18 protein-coding genes and 2 tRNA genes are annotated in these 25,304 nt (G+C 72.7%); 12 read left to right on the top strand and 8 right to left on the bottom strand.

All coding sequences use genetic code 11. The features are described 5' to 3' along the window. Positions 1-129: 129 nt before the first annotated feature. The 4 genes from DK412_RS13115 to trxA all read left to right on the top strand — a co-directional run bounded on the left by DK412_RS13115 (position 130) and on the right by trxA (position 7,834). Positions 130-2,082, top strand: coding sequence for a type I secretion system permease/ATPase (locus DK412_RS13115; protein ID WP_245447627.1), 1,953 nt, complete (start codon positions 130-132; stop codon positions 2,080-2,082). Then, positions 2,082-3,389 (top strand): HlyD family type I secretion periplasmic adaptor subunit, encoded by a 1,308-nt coding sequence (locus DK412_RS13110; protein WP_109972306.1) that lies wholly within the window; start codon positions 2,082-2,084, stop codon positions 3,387-3,389. The genes DK412_RS13115 and DK412_RS13110 overlap by 1 nt, the downstream gene beginning before the upstream one ends. Positions 3,390-3,918: 529 nt before the next feature. Beyond that, positions 3,919-7,374 carry a double-strand break repair helicase AddA gene (addA, locus tag DK412_RS13105; protein ID WP_109972305.1) on the top strand — a complete coding sequence of 1,152 codons (3,456 nt, stop codon included), beginning with the start codon at positions 3,919-3,921 and terminating at the stop codon, positions 7,372-7,374. Between the two features lie 139 nt (positions 7,375-7,513). Next, positions 7,514-7,834, top strand: coding sequence for a thioredoxin (gene trxA, locus DK412_RS13100; RefSeq protein ID WP_093564472.1), 321 nt, complete (start codon positions 7,514-7,516; stop codon positions 7,832-7,834). A 177-nt stretch (positions 7,835-8,011) separates the two neighbouring features. Here trxA and DK412_RS13095 read toward each other — a convergent pair whose 3' ends face one another. From DK412_RS13095 to DK412_RS13075, 5 genes are all read right to left on the bottom strand, one after another. Then, positions 8,012-8,365 (bottom strand): hypothetical protein, encoded by a 354-nt coding sequence (locus DK412_RS13095; RefSeq protein ID WP_109972304.1) that lies wholly within the window; start codon positions 8,363-8,365, stop codon positions 8,012-8,014. Positions 8,366-8,523: 158 nt separating this feature from the next. Further along, positions 8,524-9,168, bottom strand: a complete 645-nt coding sequence (locus DK412_RS13090; protein WP_109972303.1) for an alpha/beta fold hydrolase — start codon at positions 9,166-9,168, stop codon at positions 8,524-8,526. 59 nt (positions 9,169-9,227) lie between these two features. Beyond that, positions 9,228-9,303: transfer RNA gene (locus DK412_RS13085), tRNA-Lys, on the bottom strand. Positions 9,304-9,407: 104 nt separating this feature from the next. Beyond that, positions 9,408-9,483 (bottom strand) — tRNA-Lys (locus tag DK412_RS13080). 124 nt (positions 9,484-9,607) lie between these two features. Continuing rightward, positions 9,608-11,179, bottom strand: a complete 1,572-nt coding sequence (locus DK412_RS13075) for a 2-isopropylmalate synthase (protein ID WP_109972302.1) — start codon at positions 11,177-11,179, stop codon at positions 9,608-9,610. Positions 11,180-11,564: 385 nt separating this feature from the next. On the opposite strand from DK412_RS13075, the gene DK412_RS13070 reads away from it, so the two are divergent. Beyond that, on the top strand, positions 11,565-11,894 hold the full coding sequence (locus tag DK412_RS13070) for a hypothetical protein (RefSeq protein WP_109972301.1): 330 nt from the start codon (positions 11,565-11,567) through the stop codon (positions 11,892-11,894). A 125-nt stretch (positions 11,895-12,019) separates the two neighbouring features. Here DK412_RS13070 and DK412_RS13065 read toward each other — a convergent pair whose 3' ends face one another. Beyond that, entirely contained in the window at positions 12,020-13,315 is a 1,296-nt protein-coding gene (locus DK412_RS13065; RefSeq protein ID WP_109972300.1) for a PLP-dependent transferase, read from the bottom strand. A 175-nt stretch (positions 13,316-13,490) separates the two neighbouring features. On the opposite strand from DK412_RS13065, the gene DK412_RS13060 reads away from it, so the two are divergent. Both DK412_RS13060 and DK412_RS13055 read left to right on the top strand, forming a co-directional pair. Next, positions 13,491-13,685 (top strand): Rmf/CrpP family protein, encoded by a 195-nt coding sequence (locus DK412_RS13060; protein ID WP_109972299.1) that lies wholly within the window; start codon positions 13,491-13,493, stop codon positions 13,683-13,685. Positions 13,686-13,694: 9 nt separating this feature from the next. Next, on the top strand, positions 13,695-15,008 hold the full coding sequence (locus tag DK412_RS13055) for an MFS transporter (protein ID WP_109972298.1): 1,314 nt from the start codon (positions 13,695-13,697) through the stop codon (positions 15,006-15,008). 108 nt (positions 15,009-15,116) lie between these two features. Here DK412_RS13055 and DK412_RS13050 read toward each other — a convergent pair whose 3' ends face one another. After that, complete coding sequence (locus tag DK412_RS13050) at positions 15,117-16,118, bottom strand: SDR family oxidoreductase (RefSeq protein WP_109975240.1); 1,002 nt, start codon at positions 16,116-16,118, stop codon at positions 15,117-15,119. A gap of 245 nt (positions 16,119-16,363) precedes the next feature. Here DK412_RS13050 and DK412_RS13045 point away from each other — a divergent pair, with 245 nt between their 5' ends. From DK412_RS13045 to DK412_RS31385, 5 genes are all read left to right on the top strand, one after another. Continuing rightward, positions 16,364-19,369 (top strand): response regulator, encoded by a 3,006-nt coding sequence (locus DK412_RS13045; protein WP_109972297.1) that lies wholly within the window; start codon positions 16,364-16,366, stop codon positions 19,367-19,369. Positions 19,370-19,593: 224 nt separating this feature from the next. Further along, entirely contained in the window at positions 19,594-21,354 is a 1,761-nt protein-coding gene (locus tag DK412_RS13040) for a hypothetical protein (RefSeq protein ID WP_204165560.1), read from the top strand. Positions 21,355-21,377: 23 nt separating this feature from the next. Then, positions 21,378-21,944: a histidine phosphatase family protein gene (locus DK412_RS13035; RefSeq protein WP_109972296.1), complete on the top strand. Its 567-nt coding sequence runs from the start codon at positions 21,378-21,380 to the stop codon at positions 21,942-21,944. Positions 21,945-22,274: 330 nt separating this feature from the next. Beyond that, complete coding sequence (locus tag DK412_RS13030) at positions 22,275-23,330, top strand: patatin-like phospholipase family protein (protein ID WP_109972295.1); 1,056 nt, start codon at positions 22,275-22,277, stop codon at positions 23,328-23,330. Between the two features lie 269 nt (positions 23,331-23,599). Then, the gene (locus tag DK412_RS31385) at positions 23,600-23,731 is read left to right on the top strand and encodes a hypothetical protein (protein ID WP_280953984.1); all 132 of its coding nucleotides are present in this window, start codon (positions 23,600-23,602) and stop codon (positions 23,729-23,731) included. Between the two features lie 3 nt (positions 23,732-23,734). Here the strand turns inward: DK412_RS31385 and DK412_RS13025 are convergent, their stop codons facing one another. Then, complete coding sequence (locus tag DK412_RS13025) at positions 23,735-25,198, bottom strand: M81 family metallopeptidase (RefSeq protein WP_109972294.1); 1,464 nt, start codon at positions 25,196-25,198, stop codon at positions 23,735-23,737. Positions 25,199-25,304: the final 106 nt, after the last annotated feature.

Genomic DNA, 25,304 nt, shown 5'->3' with positions numbered 1-25,304 from the left:
AGAGGGGATCCCGCGCTTGATCTTTATTTGCACGGATCAACCGGAATTCGTTTCCCTTGCATCCGCCGCGCCGCCCGCCCCGATCCGGGCCCGTTGCCGCGCGCCGACGACCGGAGCCCACCGCGCCCCATGACATCCTCCGCTTCCCACCTCCCGACGGCCGGCGCCGTCCGGCGCGCCCGCGACGCCGCCCAGAGGCTTGCAGCGCCGGCCTTGAACCGGGTGCGCGACCGCTTCGCCTCCGCCCCCGCCGGCACGACCGAACCCCCCGAGGACGGCCTCCGGCAGGACGCGCTGACGGCCTTCGGCCTCGGCCGGTCCCGGGCCGCCTCGGCGCCGCCGATGGTGGCGGCCCTGGCGCGGCTGCGCCACGTCGTCCTCGGCGTCGCCGTGCTCAGCGGCGCGGTCAACCTGCTGGCGCTCGCCGGCTCGTTCTACATGCTCGAAGTCTACGACCGGGTGATCCCGAGCCGCAGCGTGCCGACGCTGGTGGGCCTGAGCCTGATCGTGCTGGTGCTCTATCTGGGCCAGGGCTACTTCGACCTGATCCGCTCGCGCCTGCTCCTGCGGGCCGGCCGCGCCTTCGACGAATCCCTGAGCCGGCAGGTCTTCCGCGCCGTCGTCACCCTGCCCTTGCGCGGACGGGCGGAAGCCGACGGCCTGCGCCCGATGCGCGACCTCGACCAGATCCGGTCGGCGCTGGCCGGCGGCGGTCCCGGCGCGCTGTTCGACCTGCCCTGGATCCCGGTCTATCTCGGCCTGCTCTTCGCCTTCCACGTCTGGATCGGCCTGACTGCGCTCCTCGGCGCCCTGGCGCTCGTCGGCCTGACGATCCTCGCCGAGATCCTCACCCGCCATCACGCCCGCGACGCCCGCGAGGCCTCCGCCGCCCGCGGCTTCGTCGCCGAGGCGAGCCGGCGCAACGCCGAGACCGTGCGGGCGATGGGCATGGAGCCCGACCTCGCCGGCCTGTGGTCGAAGGTCAACGCCGCCTCGCACGCTACCCAGGAGCGCACCGCCGAGATCACGGGGGCGATCCACAACACCTCGAAGGTGCTGCGGGTGGTGCTGCAATCGGCGGTGCTCGGCGTCGGCGCCTTCCTGGTGATCCGCCAGGAAGCCACGGCCGGCGTCATCATCGCCGGCTCGATCCTGAGCGCCCGGGCGCTGGCGCCGATCGACCAGGCCATCGGCTACTGGAAGACCTTCTCCGCCGCCCGCGAGTGCTGGCGCCATCTCGGCAGCGCCCTCTCGGCCGCAGGCCCGGAGCCGGAGGGCCTGACCCTGCCAGCGCCGCGCGACAGCCTCACCGTCGAGCAGGCGAGCGTCGGCCCGCCCGGGGGCCAGCGCCTCACCGCCCTCGACGTCAGCCTGACGCTCCGGCCGGGGCAGGGGCTCGGCATCGTCGGCCACAGCGCGTCCGGCAAGTCGTCGCTCGCGCGTCTCCTCGTCGGGATCTGGCCCGCCGACCGCGGCGCGGTGCGCCTCGACGGCGCCCGCCTCGACCAGTGGCGGCCGCAGGATCTCGGCCGCCATGTCGGCTACCTGCCGCAGGAGGTCGAGCTGTTTCCCGGCACGGTCGCGGCCAACATCGCGCGCTTCCGGCCCGGCGCCGAGGCCGAGGGCATCATCGCGGCGGCCAGGGCCGCGCGAGTCCACGACCTGATCCTCGCCCTGCCGGACGGCTACCAGACCCAGATCGGCGAGCGCGGCGCGCTCCTCTCCGCCGGCCAGCGCCAGCGCCTGGCGCTCGCCCGCGCCCTCTACGGCGAGCCCTTCCTGGTGGTGCTCGACGAGCCGAACTCGAACCTCGACCAGGAGGGCGAGGCCGCGCTCACCGAGGCGATCGCCGGGGTGCGGGCCCGCGGCGGCATCGTGGTGGTGATCGCCCACCGGCCGAGCGCCCTCGCGGCGGTCGACCAAGTGATGGTGATGGCCCATGGCCGCGTGCAGGCGCTCGGCCCCCGCGACGAGGTGCTGCCCGCCCTCAACCGGCCGCGCCCGATGCAGCCGATGCAGGCCGGCTCGGCGAGCTTCGCGCCCGGCTTCTCCCTCAAGGTCGCCCAGGGAGGGCGCGCGTGATGAATCCGATCGCTCCCGAGACCCAGGCTTCGATCCGCCGTCATCTGCTCGCCGGCGTGGTCGGCGGCCTCCTCCTGTTCGTCGGCGCCGGCGGCTGGGCCGCGCTCGCCGAGTTCTCCGGCGCCGTCGTCACCGCCGGCTCGCTGGTGGTCGAATCCGACGTCAAGAAGGTGCAGCATCCGACCGGCGGCGTCGTCGGCGAGTTGCGGGTGAAGAACGGCGACCGGGTCGCCGCCGGCGACGTGTTGCTTCGCCTCGACGAGACGGTGCTGCAAGCCAACCTCGCCATCGTCACCCGCTCGATCGACGAATCGACCGCGCGGCGCGCCCGCCTTGAGGCCGAGCGCGACGGCACCGACGACGTCGCCTTCCCAGGCGAGCTGATCGCGCGTGCCGCCGACCCGGTAGTGGCCGGGCTGATGAACGGCGAGCGCCGCCTGTTCCAGACGCGCGGGAGCGCCCGGGAGGGCCAGAAGTCCCAGCTCGCCGAGCGCGTCGGCCAGCTCGCCGAGCAGATCCGCGGCCTCGACGAGCAGATCGCCGCCAAGGCCCGGGAGATTGTTTTGATCGAGCGCGAGCTCGGCGGGGTGCGCGACCTGTGGGAGAAGAAGCTGGTGCCGATCCAGCGGGTGAGCGCCCTCGAACGCGACCTCGCCCGGCTGGAGGGCGAGAAGGGGACGCTCGTCTCCACCATCGCCCAGGTGCGCGGCCGCATCACCGAGACGCGGCTGCAGATCCTGCAGATCGACCAGGATTTGCGCACCGAGGTCGGCAAGGAACTGGCCGAGATCCGCAGCAAGATGTCGGAATACGCCGAGCGGCGCATCGCCGCCGAGGACCAGTTGAAGCGCGTCGAGATCCGGGCGCCGCAGGACGGCCTCGTCCATCAGCTCGCGGTCCACACGGTGGGCGGCGTCGTGGCGCCCGGCGCCGAGATCATGCAGATCGTGCCGACCGCCGATCACCTGACCGTCGAGGCCAAGCTCGCGCCGCAGGACATCGATCAGGTCCATGTCGGCCAGGCCGCCACCTTGCGGTTCTCGGCCTTCAACCAGCGCACCACGCCGGTGATCATGGGGACGGTCTCGCGGATCTCCCCCGACCTGACCACCGATCCGCGCACCGGCCAGAGCGCCTACACCACCCGGGTCGCCGTGGCGGAATCCGAGCTGAAGCGCCTCGGCACGGTGCGGCTCACCCCCGGCATGCCGGTCGAGGCCTTCATCCAGACGCAGTCCCGCACGGTGATGAGCTTCTTCGTCAAGCCGTTGTCCGACCAGGTCGCCCGGGCCTTCCGGGAGAAGTAGGAGAAAGGGCCCGCCCCCGGACGCGGGGGCGGGCCCTCAGCATTCCTTAGCCGCCGATGACGCCGGAGGCGCCGACAACGGCCACCATCAGCCCGCAGGCCAGGACGCCGATCATCGCGTAGGTGATGGTCTTGAGCATCGAGGATCTCGCTGTGCCGGGTTGGTCGATGCCCGCCGCGGACCGCCCGCGCGGCCGGCGGGCGACTCTAACGTAAAACGGCGGACGCTGCGGAAAGTTCACCGCACCGCACCAATCGCTCAGGCGCGATTGAGACGAGGGCATCGGAACGTGCGCCGGCGCACCTCGACTGGTGCGTGGCCGGGACGTCCGGTCTGTCTCGAGGAAGCACGGGTTTCCCCTCTCCCCGCGCTTCACCCGAAACCCGACGATCACCGCACAGGCCGCCCCTGTGCCCCTGCCGCCACGCTCCCCGAAATCCCTGTGCGCCGCCCCCCGACGCCGCTTGAGGCAACGCCCCGTTGAGTGCGACCGCGGCAGGATGGTCGCCGGGCCGCAGCGGGAGTTCGAATGGGTATCGAGGGGTTCGTCGTCGACGGCCTGACGCAGGCGGCGCAGCGGCGGGCGGCGGATCCGCGGGCCTCGGCCTGGGTGTCGGCCAATGCGGGGGCGGGCAAGACCAAGGTGCTCACCGACCGGGTGGTGCGCCTGCTGCTGCACGGCGCGGCCCCGGCCAAGATCCTCTGCCTCACCTTCACGAAGGCCGCCGCCGCCAACATGGCGATCCGGGTGTTCGAGCGGCTCGGCCGCTGGGTCACCCTCGACGAGGCGCGCTTGCGCGAGGAGCTGACCGCCCTGGAGGGCGAGGCGCCGGACGGCGCGACCTTGCGCCGGGCGCGGCGCCTGTTCGCCCGGGCGGTCGAGACGCCGGGCGGGCTCAAGATCGAGACCCTGCACGCGCTCTGCGAGCGCCTGCTCCACCTCGTGCCGTTCGAGGCCAACGTGCCGGCCCGCTTCGTGGTGCTGGACGAAGCCCAGACCCGCGAGGCGATCGACCGGACCATCGACAACGTGCTCGCCGACGCGGTCGACACGCACCATCCGAATCTGGCCGCGGCGCTGAGCCTGGTCGCTCCCGAGGCGGCGGGCGAGGCCTTGCGCCGGGCGATGACGGCGGCGGTGCAGCATCGCGGCCTGATCGGGCACAAGGACGGGTTGCCGGCCCGCCTCGACGCCCTGCGCGGCGCCCTCGGGCTGGCCCCCGGCGAGACCCTGGGGGCGATCGAGGCGCGGATGCTCGATGGCGGGCCCGACCTCGCCGGGTTGATCCAGGCCCTGCGCACGGGCAAGGCCACCGACGAGAAGCGCGCGGACGCCCTGGCGCTGGCCGCCGCCGCCACCGGCCCGGCCCGGCTGACGCTCCTGCTCGCGGCCTTCTTCAAGGACGAGGGCGAGGGCGACGCCTATGCGGCCGCATCGCTCGGCACCAAGGCGGTGCCGATGGCGGCCAAGGAGGCCCTGCTCGCCGAGCAGGCGCGGCTGGCGAGCCTGCGCGACCGCCTCAAGGCGGCTCGGGCGTATCACCGCACCGAGGCCCTGTTCACGCTGGCGGCCGAGATCCACCGCCGGATGGAGGCGCAGAAGGCGCGGCTCGGCGCCCTCGATTTCGACGACCTGATCCACAAGACGCTGGACCTGCTGACCCGGGTCGATTCGGCCTGGGTGCTGTACAAGCTCGACCGCGGCGTCGACCACGTGCTGATCGACGAGGCGCAGGACACCAACCCGCAGCAATGGGAGATCCTGCGCCGGATCACCGAGGATTTCTGCGCCGGCGACGGCGCCCGCGAGGTGGGCAGCGGCCTTTCCCGCACGCGCTTCGCCGTCGGCGACCCGAAGCAGTCGATCTACAGCTTCCAGGGCGCGGCGCCGGAAGAGTTCGAGACCACGCGTCGGGCCTGGCGGCGCGACGCGGAAGGGGCCGGCCTGCCCTTCGCCGATGTCGGCCTCACCCTGTCTTTCCGCTCGGCGATCGGGGTGCTGCGGGCGGTCGACGCCACCTTCGGGATCGAGGACCATTACCGCGGCCTGTCCTTCGGCGACACGGCGATCGGCACCGTGCATTCGACCGCCCGGGTGCGGGCGCCGGGCCAGGTCGAGCTGTGGCCGGTCGAGCGGCCGAGCGCCGAGGAGGAGCCCGACGCCTGGACCCACCCGGTGGACGCGATCGAGGCCGGAGCCCCGGCGCTCGTCACGGCGCGCCGGGTCGCGAAGGCCGTGCGGCTCTGGACCACCTCGGGCGACGAATCCGGCCGGGTCTGGCGGCCGGGCGAGGTCCTGATCCTGGTGCGCAAGCGCTCGGCGGCCTTCGAGGGGGTGATCCGGGCGCTCAAGGCCGAGGGCGTGCCGGTGGCGGGCCAGGACCGCCTCGACATCGCCGCTCATATCGCGGTCCTCGACCTCGTGGCGGCGGGCCGTGCCGCCCTGCTGCCGCAGGACGACCTGACGCTCGCGACCGCCCTCAAGACGCCGCTCGTCGGCCTCACCGACGACGACCTCGTCGGCATAGCGGCGGGCCGCGATCCGGCCGAGTCGCTGGTCGCGGCCTTGCGCCGCCGCGCGGAAGCGGGCGATCCGGCGGCTCTGCGCGGCCGCGATGCCCTCGACGGCTGGGCAGCGCTCGCCCGGGCGCACGGGCCCTTCGGCTTCTACGCCGAGCTTCTGGGACCCCGGGGCGGCCGGGCGCTGCTGGTGCAGCGCCTCGGCGGCGAGGCGGGCGACGCCATCGACGTCTTTCTCACGGCGGCGGCCCAGGCCGAGGCCGGACCCGACGCGCCCTCGCTCACCGGGTTCCTCTCCCGCTACGCCCCGAGCGGCGGGCGCGACGCCGGCGGCCACACGGTGAAGCGCGACCTCGATTCGCCCCGCGACGAGGTGCGGGTGATGACGGTGCACGGCGCCAAGGGGCTGGAGGCGCCGCTGGTGCTGGTGCTCGACGGCTGCGACGCGCTCGGCCGCGATCCGCCGCTGATCCCGATGCGGCTCGCGGATGGCAGCACCGTGCCGGTCTGGTCGAGCGCCAAGGCCCATGACAGCCCGGCGGTCGGGACCGCCCGCGACGCCCTCCACGCCAAGGCCGGCGAGGAGCACAACCGCCTGCTCTACGTCGCGATGACCCGGGCCAAGGACCGGCTGGTGGTCGCGCCGTACGCGAACAACGACAAGGAGACCCCGGCCGAGGCCTGGTGCGAGATGATCCGCCGCGGCCTCGTCGCGTCCTTCGGCGGCGTCGAGGTGGCGGAGATGCCCTACGGCCCGGCCGAGAGCTGGCGCGAGGGCGCCGCGCTCCCGGAGTCCCCCGCCACCGCCGTGCCGGCGCCCGCGCCCGAGGCCGTGCCGGACTGGCTGCACCGCCCGGTCGTGCCCGAGTCCGAGCCGCTGCCCCCCTTGCGCCCCTCCGGCCTCGGTGCCGCCGACGAGCCGCGCCGCTCGGAAGCCCGTTCCAGCGACCCGGCGGCCCGCCGCCGCGGCGTGCTGGTCCACGCCCTGCTGGAGCATCTCCCGAGCCTCGCCCCCGGGCGACGCCCGGCGGCGGCCGAGGCCTTCGTCGCTGCCCGCGCCCCGGGCCTCGACGCGGACAGGCGCGCTGCAATCGCCGCGGAGGCGCTGCGGCTCCTCGACGATCCCGACCTCGCGGTGCTGTTCGGACCGCGGGCTCAGGCCGAGGTGACCCTCGCCGGCAGTCTCTCGGTCGGCGGCGCACTGCGCCCGGTGCATGGCCGGGTCGACCGCATCGCGGTGACGGAGGAGGCGGTCTGGCTCGTCGACTTCAAGACCGGCCGCCCGCCGGCCCCCGGCGCGCCGACGCCGCGGGGTCAGGCGGCGCAGGTCGCGCTCTATGCCCGCCTCCTCGGCACGATCTATCCGGGGCGCGCCCTGGTGCCGCTCCTGGTCTGGACCGCGGGGCCGGTCTTGCGCCGCCTGACGCCGGAGGAATGCGACGCTGCCCTCGGCGCGCTGGCGTGACCCGAGGTGCGGGAGCACACGGGCAGAGTGGGGATGGCGTGGCCGTCAAGCTTGATCGACCCCGATCCGGTTCTTACCTTCACCCTCACGCGAACCGGTCCGCGCCGTCGGCCGGCTTCATGACGAAAGGAATTTGGCGATGGCAACCGTGAAGGTGACCGACGCGAGCTTCGAGCAGGACGTGCTGCAATCGGCCGAGCCCGTCGTGGTCGATTTCTGGGCCGAGTGGTGCGGCCCCTGCCGGGCGATCGGCCCGGCCCTGGAGGAGATCTCCAGCGAGATGAACGGCCGGGTGAAGATCGCCAAGGTCAACGTGGACGAGAACCCGGGCATCGCCTCCCAGTACGGCATCCGCTCGATCCCGACCCTGATGATCTTCAAGGGTGGCGAGCTCGCCGGTCAGAAGGTCGGCGCCGCGCCGAAGGGCGACCTGTTCCGCTGGATCCAGGCCAGCGCCTGAGCCCTTCAGGATGGTTGATTAACGAGAAAGCCCGGCCGCGAGGCCGGGCTTTCTTTTTGATGCGTGTACGAACCGGTTATCGTAAATCTCTACCCTTTCCCGGACGACTGGAACGAAGTGGAAGGAGCTCCGGGAAAGGGGTGAGATATATTCTGGCTGTCGCCCGAAACTGCCGCCTCACCCCCGCCGCAGCAACTGCAACGGGCTACCGGGCCCGTACGCCACCCAGATCGCCTCGCAGGCCGCCCGCTTGTCGCTCCGCAAGCGGCCGTCGAGGTCGTCGAGGGCGGCCTGGAGGCGGACGGAGCGGGGCTTCTGGAAGAAGTCGGCGTGGTTGAGCTGGACCTGCGACGAGAAGGCCCGGAAATGCTCGGCATCGATCCGCACGCCGTCGCAGCGGCGGCTGGCGAGGTCGGCCTCGATGCCGGAGAGGAGCACCGGATCCTGGGGCGATACCTGCTCCCGGTGCGGCTGAGCGGTGAAGCAGAAGGCTGCCCAAGCGGCAGCGACGATGAGAGGCCGGATAATCATGGCAGCGCTCGTGCAAGGGCACGGGGTGATCCTGCGCCGGAAAATCGTCCGCGCCGACTTGCGTTCCCGCATTTGCGCGCCGTCATGTGCGCGAGCGCACGAGGCGTCGCGGTCCCAGGATCGGCCTGGTCGGGCGCGTCGTCGATCCGGCGCCTCGGTCAGCCCGCCCGGCCGTCCGAAGGCAACCAGGACGCCACGGCCTCCAGGACCGCCGCCATCGTGTCGGGATGGTTCATCAGCCAGGTGTGATGCGCGGGCACGGCGTGCCAGCGCTCGCCGGTGCCGAGCCGCGCGCTCTCCACGCTGACCAGGCCGTCATGCGGCCGCGGAATGCGGGTGCGGAAGAGCGGGATCGGTGCCCGCGTGCCGGCGATCGCGGCCATCGGGCAGGCCGGCACCGGGATCGCCCCGGCGGCGTCGGTGCGCAGGTCGCCGAGCGCCGGGCCGAACACGGCGCGCCCGAGCCGGAAGGTCGACACGCAATCGGCCGCCTCGCTGCCGCGGTTCGGCGTACCCAGCATCACGAGGCCGGCCGCCAGGGCGGGATCGGCCGCGGCGAGGTGCCGGGCGACGAGGCCGCCCATGGAATGCCCGACGAGGACGATCGGGACGCCGGCCCGGGCCCGGATCGCCGCGACGGCAGGTTGCAGGTGTACGGCACAGGCCGCGAGTCCGAGGCGGCGGGACGGGTAATCGAGAGTCTCGACGCGGTGGCCGGCCGCGGCGAGACGGGAGGCGAGCCGCGCCATGCTGCGCCGCGTGCGCCCGAGGCCGTGCAGGAGCACCACGGTCATGGGAGGCATGGAACGGCGCGGCTCCGCCGGAGCCGCCGCTTCGCTTGACGATCCATCGGGGAGGGGAGTGGTGGGCGCACTAGGGCTCGAACCTAGGACCCGCTGATTAAGAGTCAGCTGCTCTACCAACTGAGCTATGCGCCCGTCGCTCGCGAGAGCGAAAGGGGAACGGCCACCAACCGCTCCTGTAGTATCGGTAACCCTTAGGGCTCCCGGTTCAAGCTACCGCGAAGTAACCTGAGATCTTGTGGTGGGCGCACTAGGGCTCGAACCTAGGACCCGCTGATTAAGAGTCAGCTGCTCTACCAACTGAGCTATGCGCCCGCTCTCACAAGAGCGCCTCCGGGGAAGCCACCAAACCGCCCCGGCGGTGAGGGTCGTTTAAGGGGCCGGCGGCGGGCTGTCCAGCCCCGATGCCGCCGACCCGCCGATTTTTTGCCGGCGCCGCTTACTCGGCGGCGGCGTGCTGGGCGTGCAGGCGGCTGGCGCCAGCCATCAGCTTGTTCAGCGCGGCGAGGTAGGCCTTGGCCGAGGCGACCAGGGTGTCCGGATCGGCGCCGCGGGCGGTGACGATGCGGTCGTCCTGGCGCAGGCGCACCGAGACGTCGGCCTGGGCGTCGCTGCCGCCGGTCACCGCGTGGACGTCGTAGAGCTCCAGCGACGCCTCGTGCGGCACGAGCGCCTGGATGGCGTTGAACACCGCGTCGACCGGGCCGTTGCCGTCGACCTCCTCGGTGACGACACGCCCCTCGATGTCGAGCTTCATCGTCGCGCGCTGCGGGCCGCGGGTGCCGGCGACCACGGTGAGCGAGACCAGCCGGATCCGGTCGTGGGCGGTGGCCAGGTTCTCGTCGACCAGCGCCTCGATGTCCTCGTCGTAGACGTGCTTCTTGCGGTCGGCCAGCGCCTTGAACCGCTCGAAGGCGTCCTGGAACTGGTTGTCGGACAGCCGGTAGCCCATGTCGTCGAGCTTGGAGCGGAAGGCCGCCCGGCCCGAATGCTTGCCCATCACCAGCGAGGTCTTGTGCACGCCGACCGATTCGGGCGTCATGATCTCGTAGGTGGTCTGGTTCTTCAGCATCCCGTCCTGGTGGATGCCGCTCTCGTGGGCGAAGGCGTTCCGGCCGACGATCGCCTTGTTGTACTGGACCGGGAAGTGGGTGGCGCCGGCCACCAGCTTCGAGGCGCGCACGAGCTGCGTGGTGTCGATGCCCGTGGCGTAGGGCAGCACGTCGGCGCGGGTCTTGATCGCCATCACGATCTCCTCCAGCGCGGCGTTGCCGGCCCGCTCGCCGATGCCGTTGATGGTGCACTCGATCTGGCGCGCGCCGCCCTCGATGCCGGCGAGCGAGTTCGCCACCGCCAACCCCAAGTCGTTGTGGCAATGGACGGAGAAGACCGCCTTGTCGGAGTTCGGCACCCGCTCGCGGACAGAGCGGAACATCGCCCGGTACTCCTCGGGCGTCGCGTAGCCGACCGTGTCGGGCAGGTTGATGGTGGTGGCGCCCATCCGGATCGCCGCCTCGACGCAGCGGCACAGGTAGTCGATCGGGGTGCGGGTCGCGTCCATCGCCGACCACTCGACGTCCTCGACGAGGTCGCGGGCCTGGGCCACGGTGGTCAGGATGATCTCCAGGACCTCGTCCTCGGTCTTGCGCATCTGGTGCGCCAGATGGATCGGCGAGGTCGACACGAAGGTGTGGATGCGCCCGCGCTTGGCAAAGCGCACCGCCTCGCCGGCCCGCGCGATGTCGGCGGGAATCGCCCGTGCGAGGCCCGCGATCACCGCGGACTTCGAGCGCCGGGCGATCTCGGCCACCGCCTCGAAGTCGCCGTTGGAGGCGATCGGGAAGCCGGCCTCGATGATGTCGACGCCCATCGCGTCGAGCATCTCGGCCACCGCCAGCTTCTCCTCCAGCGTCATCGTGGCGCCGGGGCACTGCTCGCCGTCGCGCAGGGTGGTGTCGAGGATCAGCACGCGCTCGGCCGGGGAGGGGGTGCGGGCGGTCTGGTCGGTCATGGTCTGGAATCCTGGTTCGCCCGGGATCAGGGGTCGCGCGGGCGCGGCATTTGGGAAGGTGTCTCGGTCCTCAAGCTCCCCCAAGGGCCCAGGCGCATGCCCGGACGGCCCTCAGGGGCTGATAAGGAGGAGAAGGCCGCCGAGGAGGAGCGCGCGCGCCCGCGCCGCCGAAAGGGCGGTCGTCGGAAGCGTCAGCGGGGAGCCGGCATGAGCCACGGCTCGCGTCTCCTGAAGGGTTTGAACCCGGTGCGAGGGCCGCCTGTGTACCGGTCCGAGGGCAGGATGACAAGCCGTCGCGGATGGAGGCCCGTCCCGTGATTGACCGCCCCGCCGGTGCTTGCCACAAGCTTGGCCGCACGTGCTCACGTCAAGATGGAGCTGCCCCGTGTCGTATCGGAAGCCCGGGCTTGCCCTCGCGGCCCTTCTCGCCCTCGCCGCCTGCCAGTCGAAGCCGGCCGTCCCGCCGCCGGCCGCGCTCGGCCCCGTCGCCGCGCTCCCCGCCGGCGCGCTGCCCGCCGGCACCGGCTGCGGCCCGGCCATCGCCCGCACCCAGGCCGTCGTCGAGAGCGACGTCGCCACCGGCAACCTCAACGCCCCGGTCGGCAAGCGCTTCTCGGCCGATCTCGCCAACGCGTCGAACGCCTGCGCGGCCGGCCGGGACAGCGAGGCGCTGCGCCTGCTGGCGGCGGCGAAGGCCCGGTACGGCTACCCGTAGGGTCTTTTGAGACCGTTCGATTGGACCCTGCAGAATAACACCCTCCGGGTCATTCCGGGCTCCGCTACGCGGCCCCGGAATGACATGCAGGGGGTCAACTCTGTGGGCTCCAATCAGGCAGGCTCTCAATCCAGCGTCCCGCGCGATGCCTGGTCGAGGTCTGCGACCAGGTCCTCGGCCTCCTCCAGCCCGGCATTGAACCGGAACATCACGCCCTTCGGCAGGCTCTCGGGCGCGCGCCGCGGATGCACCGGCAGCGCCAGCGAGACGTGGCCGCCCCAACTCTCGGCGACGCGAAACAACAGCAGCGCGTCGACGAAGGCGTGGACCCGCTCGGCGGATAAGCCTTCGGCGAAGGCGACCGTGAACAGGCTGTTGCCGGCGCCGAAATACTGCCGGAACCGGGCGTGATAGGGGCTGTCCTCCCGGACGGGGCTGAGGATCCCGGCCGTGAAGGGCCGGCCCTCGAACCACCGCATCAGCGCCGCGGCGGTGGCAGCGTGCCGATCCAGGCGACTTCCCGCGCTGTCGACCCGGTGGAACAGGCGGGTGCAGGTCTGGGGCGAGACCGCGCCGTGGCCGCTGATCCGGAGCTGCCGGCGCAGGCGGGCGAGGTCGCCCTCGTCGCGCGCCACCACGATGCCGCTCGGCGTGTCGCCGTAGCCGCCCTCGTACTTCGTCGTCGCCTGGACCGCGATGTCGATGCCGTGGTCGAGCGGCCGGAAGCGCACGTGGCTCGCCCAGGTGTTGTCCATCACGGTGCGCAAGCCCGCCTGCCGCGCCTCCGCGACGATGCCGGCGATGTCCGGGATCTCGAAGGTGCCGCTCGCGGGCGCCTCGAGGTAGACCATCGTGTCGGCGGGGGCGAAACGCCGGCCCGCTTCCCGGACGAGCGCCCCGACCTCCTCTCCCGAGGCGCCGGACGGGTAGGTGACGAGCGCGGCCCGGCCGGTCTCGGACAGGTAGCGCCAGGCCGGGAAGTACAGGGCGTCCGGGATCAGCACGGCCTTCGGGGCGAAGGCGTCGAGCGTGATCGCGATCGCCGCCAAGCCCGACGCGGAGACGATCGCGCCGGCGCCGCCGTGCAGCTGCGCGAACTTGGCGCAGACCGCCTCCGCCTCCGGCGACAGGACGACGCCGTACTCGGCGCCGCCATAGACCGCGCGGCCGGCCGCGTCCGCCTGCTCGTACTCGCCGAGGCTGTCGAAGCCGACACTGCTCTGGCCGAGCGAGCCGAGATCGGAGAAGGCCCGGGCCTGCCCGAGGCCGCGGGGGTTGAGGTGGCCGCGCGAGGCGGCGAGGTCGACGATCGGCACGTGGATCCGGCGCGTCGCCGGCCGGCACCCGGCGAGGAAGGCCGCGCGCCGCTCGGGCTTGAGGCCGGCCTCGGTCGGCGATGGAGCGGGCGGGGAGTGGGACACGGCGGCGTCTCCTGCGGGGCGCGGGTAGCGTTTCGTATAGGCCCGGCCCGCCTCGTTCGCCACGCCGCCGGCGTCCGGAGCCGATGCCCGCCGGGAACGTCTGGCGCTGCCGGCGGTTCGGGTTCTCGGCCGTGCGTCCTCTCTCGCACCGCCCGACAGGAGCCCGGCCGAGCCGATGCAATCCCCGCCCGACAACCTCGACGCCCATGCGCTGGGCCGCGCCGCTCCCGAGAAGGGCCTCGCCCGCGAGGCCTGCCCCTATGCCGAGGGCACCGAGGCGCGGGAGCGCTGGCTGTCCGGCTACGACGAGGCCGTGGCGGCGGGGGTCGCGCCGGTGACCGGCGGCCTCAAGCGCGAACCGGGCCGCTGACCTTATCGCATGGACGCGCGCAATCCGGTCCGCGCCGGCCTCGACCGCAAGGCGGTCGGCGCCGTGGTGCTCGGCAACGCCCTCGAATTCTACGACTTCACCGTCTACGCCTTCTTCGCCAAGGCGATCGGCGAGGCGTTCTTCCCGGCTTCCGACGCGAGCCACAGCCTCCTCGCCTCGCTCGCCCTGTTCGGCGTCGGCTACGTCATGCGGCCGATCGGCGGCGCGCTGATCGGGGCGCTCGCCGACCGGGCCGGGCGCAAGCCCGCCATGCTCGTCACCATCGCGCTGATGGCGGTCGGCATGCTGATGCTCGCCGCCTGCCCGGGCTACGCGCAGATCGGCGGGTGGGCGCAAGCCATCGTCATCGCCGGCCGGCTGATCCAGGGCCTGGCGCTCGGCGGCGAGGTCGGCCCCTCGACCGCCTACCTGCTGGAGGCGGCGCCGGCCAAGCATCGCGGCTTCGTCACCAGCTGGCAGATCGCCAGCCAGGGCTGTGCGGCCCTGTTCGCCGGCCTGCTCGCGACGAGCCTGGCGCTGGTCCTCGGCGACGCCGCGATGGCGGAATGGGGCTGGCGGGTGATGTTCCTGGTCGGCCTCGCGGTGGTGCCGGTCGGCCTCGTCATCCGCAGCCACCTGCCGGAGACCGCGGGCGCCGCCGAGGACCCGGACGCCGCCGCCTCGACCGGGGCGGTGATCGGCCGGCTCCTGCGCGAGCACGGCCGCCTGCTCGGGCTGACCTTCCTGGTCATCGCCGCCTCGACGGTCTCGAACGCCGTCGGCACCAACATGCCGGTCTATGCCGGCGCGACCCTGGGGCTGTCCGAGACCGCCGCGACCGCGGTGCCGATCGCCCTCGGCCTCGCCTCGGTCGCCTTCCCGCTGCTCGGCGGAGTCCTGGCGGACCGCTACGGCCGGCGGCCGGTGATGATCTGGCCCCGCGCCCTGATCCTGATCCTGGCGGTTCCCGCCTTCGCCTGGCTCCTGCGGGCGCCGGGACCGGCGGCAGTCTACGCCGTGACCTTCCTGCTCTCGGCCCTGTCCTCGATCAACGCGGCGGCGATCATCGTCGGCATCCCGGAATCGCTGCCGCGCGCGGTGCGCAGCTCGGGCCTCGCCATCGTGTACGCGCTGGCCGTGTCGGTGTTCGGCGGCAGCACCAACTACGTCATCAACTGGCTGATCGCGGCCACCGGCGACCGAATGGCGCCCGCCTACTATCTCGCCGCCTTCAGCCTGATCGGCACGGTGGCGGCGTGGTGGCTGCCGGAGACGCGGGGGCGGGACCTGGAGGAGGGCGGTAGACGATCGGGGCCTGCTTGATTGCGCCGATTAGAGTTCCCCCGTCGATGTCATCCCGGGTTCTCGACTTCGTCGAGCCCCGGGATGACATCGAGAGCGCCAGTTGCGCCGAGGACCTGCCTGAAGTCGTCACGACAGCCGCCGGCCCCGCGCCATTCTCCCGAACACGACCGCCGCCGTCGCCGCCAGTCCCGCGGCGACGCCGGCGCTCGCCAGCGGGTGCAGGGTCGCCCGCGTGTAGGCGCTGGTGCGCATCACCGGGACCGGCGGGTCGCCGCGCTCCTCGCCGGCCCGCACCGGGGCGTGGAGGGCGCCGACGGGATCGCGCGGCGGTTCCCCGCGCTTCTGTAGGGCGATGATGGCGGGGGCGAGCTCGTCATAGGCGCCGGGCGCGAATTCCTTGCCCATCACGAACAGCTTGCCGCCGCCGCCGACGAAGACGTCGCGCTGCGGATGCACGGCGGCGTGCAGGATCGCGTTCGCGACCTCCTGCGGCGGGTAGATCGGCGGCGGCAGGGTCGGCTGGCGGTCCATGTAGTTGCGGGCCCGGTTCGGCAGCGGCGTGTCGACGGAAGCCGGCTTGACCAGCGTGACCGAGACCGGGGCGCCCTCGGCGATCAGCTCCATGCGCAACGTGTCGGTAAAGCCCTTCACCGCGTGCTTGGAGGCGGCGTAGAGGCCCTGGAACGGGAAGGCGAGGTCGGAGGCGATGCTGCCGACGTTGACCAGAGCGCCGCCCCGCTCGCGCAGGTGCTCCGCGGCGACGAGGGAGCCGTTCACCGTACCCCAGAAATTGGTGCGGATCAGCCGCTCGTGGTCCTCCTGGGTGATCTCGCGCAGGGGCCCGTAGACGGTGAGCCCCGCGACGTTGACCCAGGTGTCGAAGCCGCCGAAGGTCGCGATCGCCCTCTCGGCGATCGCCTCGACCTGCGCCCGATCGCCGACATCGGCGGTGACGGCGACGGCCCGGGCGCCGATCTCCGCGGCCAGCCGCGCGAGCACGTCGCCGCTGCGGGCCGCCAGCACCACCCGGGCGCCGCTCTCGGCGGCCATGCGGGCGGTGGCGAGCCCGATCCCGCTCGACGCGCCGGTGATCACGATGACCTGCTCGCGCAGCGGCTTGTGTCGCATCATACTCACCCTGAGTTCTTCGGCCCCGAGGTGACGTGCGACGGGCGGCAATGTTTCACCCTGTGCGGCTTTCGCGCACCCCGTCCCCTGTCGGAGGCTGAGCCCCACGCTCTTTCGGCCTTGCGCTCGCGGGCAAGCTCCGGCTCCTGTCGCGAACAATTCGGCCGCCGGCCGGGCGGTCGATGCGGGGGATCGGGCGTTGCATGACGGACGCGGCGCCGCCAGGGCCCGGAGAGCAAGGTGACATGAGCAGCAAGACCGCCTCCACCCAACGCTGGCGCTTCCTCGCCCCCGGCCGGCGTCTGCCGGGGTCGCCGCTGGCCTTCCTCCTCCTCGTCGTCGCGGTGGCGGCGGGCGGCTGGAACACCGTCGAGGGGGCGCGCAGCCGGGCCGAGGCCGACCGGCTCGGGCGCGTCATGGCGCTGAGCGAGCGCGTGCTCTCGAGCCTGAAGGACCTCGAGACCGGTCAGCGGGGCTTCGTCCTGACCGGCCGCGAGGATTACCTCGATCCCTATACGGCGGCGGTGGCCCGGATCGACGGCGAGCTCGCCGCCCTCGACGGCGTCACCCCCGACCGGGGATTGCGCGAGCGGCGCCGGGGCGTGATCGCGGCCGAGACGGATTACGCCGCCCGGGTCGTCGCCGCGCGCCGGGCCGGCGGCCAGGAGGCCGCCCTGGCGCTGATCCAGACCGGGGAAGGCAAGCGCACCATGGACGCGGTGCGCGACGTGACGCGGGAGGTCCAGGACCGGGCCGCGGCCGACCTGCGCCGCCTCGCCGCGGCCGATGCCTTCCGCACCCCGCTCCTGCCCCTCGTCACGCTCGCCGCCGCGCTGGCGGCGGTCGGGCTGCTGGCGCGCCTCGCCCTGGTGCGCCGCCGCGAGAGCCAGCGCATGGCCGACCTCCTGGAGAGCGTTCTGGAGAACGCCCCCGTCGGCCTCGGCTTCCTCGACCGCGACCTCAATCTCCGGCACATGAACCGGGCGCTCGGCAACATGAGCGAGCGCGGCTTCGGCGCCGATCTCGGCGCACCGATCTGGGCGCTGCTGCCGTCCCTGCGCGACGCGCTCGGGCCGAAGCTCGCGGCGGCGCGCGACAGCGGTCTCGTCACCGCCAACGTCGCGGTCGCGGTGCCGGCCCCGAGCGCGCCGGGCGGGACCCGCCACTTCGAGGCGAGCTTCTTCCCCTTGCGCCGCCGCGGCCGCGGCCCGGAGGCCGAGCGGGCCGACGGCGTCGGCATCGTCATGGCCGACGTGACCTTGGGAAAGATCGCCGAGCGCCGCCTCGTCGACAGCGAGGAGCGGTTCCGCTCCCTCACCGAGGCGACCTCGGCCATCGTCTGGACCACCACGCCGGACGGCGTCTTCCGGCAGGCGACCTCGGAATGGACCCGCTTCACCGGCCAGGCGCCGGCCGAGGCCGCCGGCCAGGGTTTCCTTGAGGCGGTCCATCCCGACGACCGGGAGGCGACGCGGGACGCCTGGGAGCGGGCGGTCGCCTCGCGCACGCTCTACGCCATCGAGCACCGGCTGCGCCGCCACGACGGGGAGTGGCGCCACATGGAGGGCCGCGCCGTCCCGATCCTGGAGGAGGACGGGCGCGTGCGCGAATGGGTCGGGGCGCATGCGGACGTCACCGCCCGCAAGGAGGCCGAGCTGGCCCTCGAGGCCGCCAAGGAGGCGGCCGAGGAAGCCAACCGCGCCAAGAGCCAGTTCCTCGCCAACATGAGCCACGAATTGCGCACGCCGCTCTCGGCGGTGATCGGCTACGCGGAGATGCTCCAGGAGGAGATGGAGGATCTCGGCGAGGAGAGCCTGCTCGCCGACATGCGCAAGATCGAGGCGAATGCCCGCCACCTCCTCGGCCTGATCAACGACGTGCTCGACCTCTCGAAGATCGAGGCCGAGCGGATGGAGGTCTATGCCGAGGAGCTCGACGTCGCCGAGACCGTCCGCGAGGTCGCCACCACCGTCGACGCCCTGGTGGAGAAGAAGGGCAACACCCTGACCCTGACCCTCGGCGATCATCTCGGGCGGGCGCATACCGACGCGACGAAGCTGCGGCAGTGCCTGATCAACCTGTTGAGCAACGCCGCGAAGTTCACGGAGGGCGGCACCATCACCCTCACGGCCGCGCGCGAGCATCGGGAGGGCGGCGACCGGCTGGTCTTCACCGTCGCCGACACCGGCATCGGCATGAGCGAGGAGCAGCAGGCGCGGCTGTTCCAGCGCTTCACCCAGGCCGACGCATCGACCACCCGCCGCTTCGGCGGCACCGGGCTCGGCCTCGCCATCACCCGGGCCTTCGCGCACATGCTCGGCGGCGAGATCACCGTGGCGAGCCGGCTCGGCGAGGGCACCACCTTCACCCTGGAGCTGCCGGCGCTCTACGAGGAGCGCGATCCGGCCGAGCCCTCCGGCCAGGGCATGCCCGAGGCGCCGGCCGCCGTCGCGGCCCGGCCCGATTCCGGCTCGAACCTCGTTCTCGTCGTCGACGACGATCCGGCGACCCGCGACCTCCTCGCCCGCTTCCTGCGCCGGGACGGGTTCACGGTCGCGACCGCCCCGGACGGCCGCGCCGGCCTGGAGGCGGCGCGCGCTCTGCGCCCCCGCGTCGTCCTCCTCGACGTGACGATGCCGCGCATGGACGGCTGGGCGGTGCTGCGGGCCCTGCGCGCCGACCCGGATTTCGGCGCGACGCCGGTGATCATGGTCACGGTGCTCGACGAGCAGAACCTCGCCTTCTCCCTCGGCGCCACCGACTACCTGCACAAGCCGGTCGAGTGGGGCGCGCTGAAGGAGGCGATGGAGCGCTTCCGGCCCGCCATCCACGAGGGCCCGGTCCTGGTGGTCGACGACGACCCGGACGTGCGCGAACGCATGACCACCATGCTGACCCGCGAGGGCTGGCGGGTGGCGAGTGCCGAGAACGGGCTCGCCGGCCTGGAGGCGGTCGGCGTGCGCAAGCCCGGCCTGATCCTCCTCGACCTGATGATGCCGGAACTCGACGGCTTCGGCTTCCTGCGCTCCTTGCGCGACCGGCCGGACTGGCGCGACATCCCGGTCGTCGTGCTGACCGCCAAGGACGTCACAGCGGAAGATCGCCGCCGCCTCGCCGGCCGGGCCGACCGCATCCTGCCGAAGGCGGGCCTCGGCATGGCCGACCTCGCGGCGACCCTGCGCGGGCTGATGAGCCCGGGGGTGGGCGGCGAGGCGGTGGTGGAGGCGCCGGATCGGGCGGTGGCGCCGTGAGGGAGGCGTGTCGGAGATAGTCGGGAAAGAGGGTGGCAGTCTATTCGCGAACCCGATTGGCTGCGCAGCAGAACGGCCACTGATCGTCCCGCCGCTTACAGTCAGAGTAATGGCGTCCGGTGGAAGAAAAGGCACAGGATCCCCCCCTCTCCCGTGTGGGAGAGGGGATCCCGCGTCTGCTTCTACCCCCGGATAGCCCTGTCATCAGAGGGCTCATCCCAGCCATGCTCGTCTACGGCGACGTTCGACGCCAGTCCGGTCCCGACGACGAGGTCGCCCGCCTCCTCGACGCCGTGGACGCCGCGCGCGGGCTCGGCCCCGGCCTCGCGCGGCACGCCGCGCTGGTGGGAGCGCTGATCGCGGCGGGCGAACTCGTGCAGGGCGTGGCCGACGCGGCGTTCCGGGAGACCGGCCGGGACGCGCACGAGGGCGCGACGGCCCGGCTCACCGGCTTGCTGGTGCGCCTCGCCGGGGCCGTCTGGGCCTCGTGGCGCAGCGGCTTCGCGGTCGGCGCGGTTCCCGATCGGGCCGAGATCGCCCGGGCCTGCGCCAGGCTCGGCCCCGCCCCCCTGGAGATCCGCCTGCCCGAGGGCTTCGCCTTCTACGCCGTCTACCCGGAGGCCTACGCCGCCGCAGCCGCAGCCTCCGGAAGAGGGGCCGGCACGACGGTGATCGGGCTGCGCAGCATCGGGACGAGCCTCGGCGCGATGGTCGCGGCCGGCCTCGGGTCTGCCGACCTCGTGACCGTCCGGCCGACCGGCCATCCGTTCCGGCGCGGCTTGCGCCTGTCGGAGCGCCTGCGCGACCGGTTGGGGCCGGGCGGCGGTTTCGCCGTCGCCGACGAGGGGCCGGGGCTCTCGGGCAGCTCCTTCGGGGCGGTTTTGCGCGAACTGGAGAGCCGGGGAATCGCGGCGGACCGGGTCGCGCTGTTCCCGAGCCATGCCGGGGTGCCGGGGCACGCCGCGAGCGAGGAGACGCGCCGGCTCTTCGGGCAGGCCCGGCGCCACATCCTCACCTTCGACGACCTCGTGCGCGGGGCCGAGCGGCCTGAGCACCGCCTGGAGGCCTGGCTCGCTCCGCTCGTCGGGCCGCTCTGCGCGCCGCTGGAGGAAGTCTCGGGGGGAGCCTGGCGGGCGCGATCGTTCGCCGATCGCGACGCCTGGCCGCCGGCCAACCCGATGCAGGAGCGGCGCAAGTTCCTGGCCCGGACTGCCGGCGGATCCTGGCTCGCCAAGTTCGCCGGCCTCGGGGCGGAGGGCGAGCGGAAGGTCCGGCGCGCCCGGGCCCTGCACGCGGCCGGGTTCACTCCGGAGGTGGCCGGGTTCTGCCACGGCTTCCTCGTCGAGCGCTGGATCGAGGGAGCGACGCCGCTCGCGCGCGGCCGCGTCGATCCGCTCCGTCTCGCCGAGCGGGTCGGCGACTATCTCGGCTTCCGCGCCGCGGCCTTCGCCCGCGAGCCCGGAAGCGGTGCCTCTCTCGACGCCCTGTGGGAGATGGCCCGCCACAACGCCGCCGAGGCGCTCGGCGACGCGGCGGCCCGAGCCGTCGACGGCTGGCGCGACGCCCTTCCGCGTCTCGGCGCGGGGGTCCGCCCGGTCGAGACCGACAACCGGCTGCACCCCTGGGAATGGCTGGTTCGGCCAGACGGCACGATCCTGAAGACCGACGCGGTCGACCACCACGCCGCCCACGACCTCGTCGGCTGCCAGGACATCGCCTGGGACCTCGCCGGGGCCGCGATCGAGCTCGGGCTCGCGGGCGCGACGGGGCAGCGTCTGCGCGCGGTCGTCGCCCGGCGGACCGGCCGCGAGCCGGATCCGGATCTGGTCGCGTGGCTTGAGATCGCCTACGCCGCCTTCCAGCTCGGCGCCGCGACGATGGCGGGTCAGGCCGCCGAGGCCGAGGAGCGGGCGCGGCTCGACGGCGAGGCCGGGCGCTACCGCCGTCACCTCGCGGCGCGGCTGCGCGTCGCGAGCCCAAGTTGAACCTGCGCCCTATGTCTCCCGCCATGATCCTGCTTCGCCATGGCCAGAGCCAGTTCAACCTCCACCATCACGCCACGGGCCTCGATCCCGGCATCGTCGATGCGCCCCTGACGCCGCTCGGCCACGAGCAGGCGGAGGCCGCCGCCCGCGCGCTCGCAGGAGAGGGCCTGCGGCGCATCCTGTGCTCGCCGCTGACCCGCGCGCTCCAGACCGCCGCCCCGGTCGCCGCCCGCCTGGACCTGCCCGTCCTGGTCACGCCGGCGGTGCGGGAGCGCAGGGGCGCGAGCTGCGACGTCGGCACCTGCCGGACCGACCTCGCCCGCGCCTGGCCCCATCTCGACATGAGTCAGTTGGACGAGGTCTGGTGGCGCGAGGCCGACGACGAGGAGGAGCACGAGCCCGACCACTTGTTCGCGGCGCGCATCGCCGCCTTCGGCACCGGGATGGCCGGGGATCCCGACTGGGCCCATACCCTGGTCGTGTGCCATTTCGGGTTCATCCACGCGGTCACCGGCTGCACCCTCGGCAACGGCGAGTGGGTCCGCTGCCGCATGGACGAGGGTGGGCGGCTGCTGGCGGTGGAGCGCTGACCTTTCGGTTAACCTGGGTCAAGGCGGTGGGGCGGTCGTTGCCGCATCCCCACTCGTAGGGCTGGCCGGTGCCCTGATGAGGCGCGGGTTTCTCCTCTCCCCGCGGGCGGGGAGAGGGCCGAACCGTCGTTCAGAGGGTTCGGCGAGCAGCGAACCGCAGGTTCGCCGCGAGGGTGAGGGGGTGTCTCCGGAGGAGCCTCACTCGTCGAGACCCCCTCACCCTTGCTCCGGCTGCGCCTCCGCTAGCTCCGTCGACGACAAGGTCGCCGGAGCCCTCTCCCCGCCCGCGGGGAGAGGAGAGATCCTGCGCCTCTCCTTGCCCTGGACAGCATGACCGATTCCTCACCCGACCGACCGGCCACGTCCCCGGACACACGGCCCCGCGACACCGCCCTCGTGCTGGCCGGCGGCAACGCCCTCGGGGCCTACCACGCCGGCGGCTACGAGGCGCTGCAGGCCCGCGGGATCGAGCCCGGCTGGATCGTCGGCGCCTCGATCGGCGCGGTCACGGCCGCCATCATCGCCGGCAACGCGCCGGAGCACCGGGTCGAGCGGCTGCGGCAATTCTGGGACGAGGCGACCCAGCACACCGCGCCCAGCGCCACCGAGATGCTCAAGCCGCGGCAAGTCTATAACGGCCTGCACGCGCTCCTGACCCTGACCTGGGGCCGCCCCAACATCTTTCGCCATCGCCTGCCCGGCCTGTGGTCGGCGCTGCCGTGGGTGCCGAACGACGTGGCGTTGTTCGACCACTCGCCCCTGCTCGACACCCTCGCGCGGCTCGTCGATTTCGACCGTCTGAACCGGGGCGACATCCGCGTCACGATCGGCTGCGTCGACGTCACCACCGGTGAGGAAGTGTACTTCGACACCGCGCACCAGGAAGTCCGTCCCGAGCACGTCCTGGCCTCGACCGCGATCATCCCGGCCTTCGCGCCGGTGGAGGTGGATGGCCGCCTGCTCTGCGACGCCGGCTACACCAACAACCTGCCGCTCGACCCACTCTTCGCCGCCGAGCCGCCGCGGGACCTGCTCTGTATCGCCCTCGACCTGTTCGGCCTCGAGGCGCCCCGCCCGGCCTCCCTCGACGCCGTCCTGGAACGGGCGAACGACCTGATCTTCGCCAGCGCCGGCCGGCGCGCCATCGCCGGGCTGGAGCGGGAATACGCCTTGCGCCAGCAGCTCGACCCGCACGGGCCGGCCGTCACGCTCCTGCACCTCGTCCACCGGGCCGAGGCCGACCAACTCGCGGCCAAGAGCTTCGACTTCTCGCCCTCCTCGATCCGCGACCGCTGGCAGGCCGGCAGCCGCGACGCCGGCCGCGGCGCCGACTGGCTCGCCGGCCGCGCGGAGCCTGAGCGCCGCTTCACTTATGTCAAAATCTAACGGTCTAGGCCGCTGCTCTTCGTCCGAATGAGGGTGGGTCGCCCCGCGCGACCAGTCCTTTCGGTCATCCCCCACGCAATACTGGCGCAACAAACCTCCGCCACACTGCGAGGTGAAAGCTGGAAGTTCGAATTTGTCTCTTATTTGATGTATTGATCATGCATCATTGTGATGAGACAGGTTCGTTTCCGTACTGTAACGATAGCGTCGATGTAGCGGTTTTCCCGGTCTCGAGAAGGGTCAACGCGATGACGGTTCAGGCACGGCGCATGGTCGACTTCTTGGAGAGCGCCACGACCGCGTCCGGCGAGGAGATCCGGGCGCATGTCAGGGCGCAGCTCGACAGGCTCGTCTCCGCCCTGAAGGCGGAGGGAGCGGGCGCCCGGCTCGACGCGGCCTGAACCTCAGCCCGCCCGTCGGAACGGATCGGCGACGATCGGCCAGAGCGGGCGGGCGGTCCTTGGCAGGCGCAGGGCCTTGAAGTCCGGATTGGCGCTGCCCGGCACGGCGACGTGGAGGATGCGGTCGGCCCGCGGGGCGAAGCCGGCGGTGAAGTGCTGGGCCGACTTGACGAACACCGTCGCGTAATCGGTCAGGCGCACGCCGAACTGCTCGAACACGCTCGGCTGGAAGACCTGGCTGCGCAAGGCGTTGAGCACGATGTGCAGGCCCCCGGCCTCGACCATTACGCAATCGCCCATCGGCTGCTTGCCGTTGCCGTAGGTCTGGACCGCGTCGGGCACGATGCCGAGGACGCGCACTGCGAGATCGACCGGATCGCCCGACATCGGCCCGGTCTTGCCGCCGATGCGCAGGGGCAGCCGCGCGCCCTCGCCGGCCTCGCGGCAGAGCCGGACAGCGACCGGATCCCAGAAGCTGCCGATGGCACAGGCCTTTGCGCCGGCCTCGACCAGGGCGCGCAGCAGGAAGGTCGAATCGCTCGCCGACCCCGCCCCGGCATTGTCGGAGACGTCGGCCAGCACCGTCACGCCCGCCGGCGGATCGAGCGCCACCCGCACCGCCTCGTCGAGGGAGAGCAGCCGGTCGGTCGTCGCCTCGCGCATCTCCCACAGCTCGCGGGCCAGCGCCTCGGCCGTGGCTTTGGCGCGTTCCGGATTGCCGTCGGTCACCGCCACCACCTTGGCGCCGACATCCGGGATGTCGGCCCAGGGGAAGCCGTGGGCGAGCGACAGCGACAGGATCCCGTCCCGCCCCTCCGCCGCGCTCATCCGGTCGACGAAGCCGCGGGTCGGCGGGTTGGGCGTGCGCCACACCGCCAGCATCCGGCAATCCGCCACCGCGATCACCGGATTGGTGCGGCCGGCCCGCGCGTCGTCGCAGAGGCGGAAGAGGTCGCGCGCCCGGTCGTCGACGTCGATGTGAGGGTATTCCTTGTAGGTGAGCAGCACGTCCGCAGCCGCGACGATCCGGTCGGTCAGGTGGCAATGCAGGTCGAGCTCGACGCCGATCGTCGTCGTGTCGCCGAGGATCGCCCGGGCCGCCGCGACGAGTTCGCCCTCGCAATCGTCCTGGCGGTCGGCGATCATCGCGCCGTGGAGGTTGAACAGGGCGATGTCGACCGGGCCGGCCGCTTTCAGGTCGGCGAGGATGCGGTCGCGCAAGCCTTCCCAGACGTCCTGGCGCGTCGGTCCGCCGGGCGGCGCGAAGGCCGCCAGACTCTCCACCACCTCGTAGCCGGCGGCCTCTCCCAACTCGCGCCAGACCCGGAGCGGCCCGGCGAACCAATGGTCCGAGCGGCGCGAGGCGCCGGTCTCGACGTGGAGATCGTCCAGGAAGGCGGCGCGCCCGGTCGGGATCGGCGAGAAGGTGTTGGTCTCGGTGCCGAGCGCGGCGATGAAGAGCTTCACGGATGCTTCTCCTCTGGGAGATTTTTCGACCGGGAATCGTCCGTCAAACCAAGGTTTTCCAAATGCTCCGCGCCATCCCGGGACTCGCCGCAGGCGAGAACCCGGA

It is taken from the genome of Methylobacterium sp. 17Sr1-1, assembly GCF_003173775.1.
Lineage (GTDB): Bacteria > Pseudomonadota > Alphaproteobacteria > Rhizobiales > Beijerinckiaceae > Methylobacterium.
The sequence above is the reverse complement of the archived record's forward strand: the minus strand, read 5'-3'. Positions and strand labels throughout refer to the sequence as shown.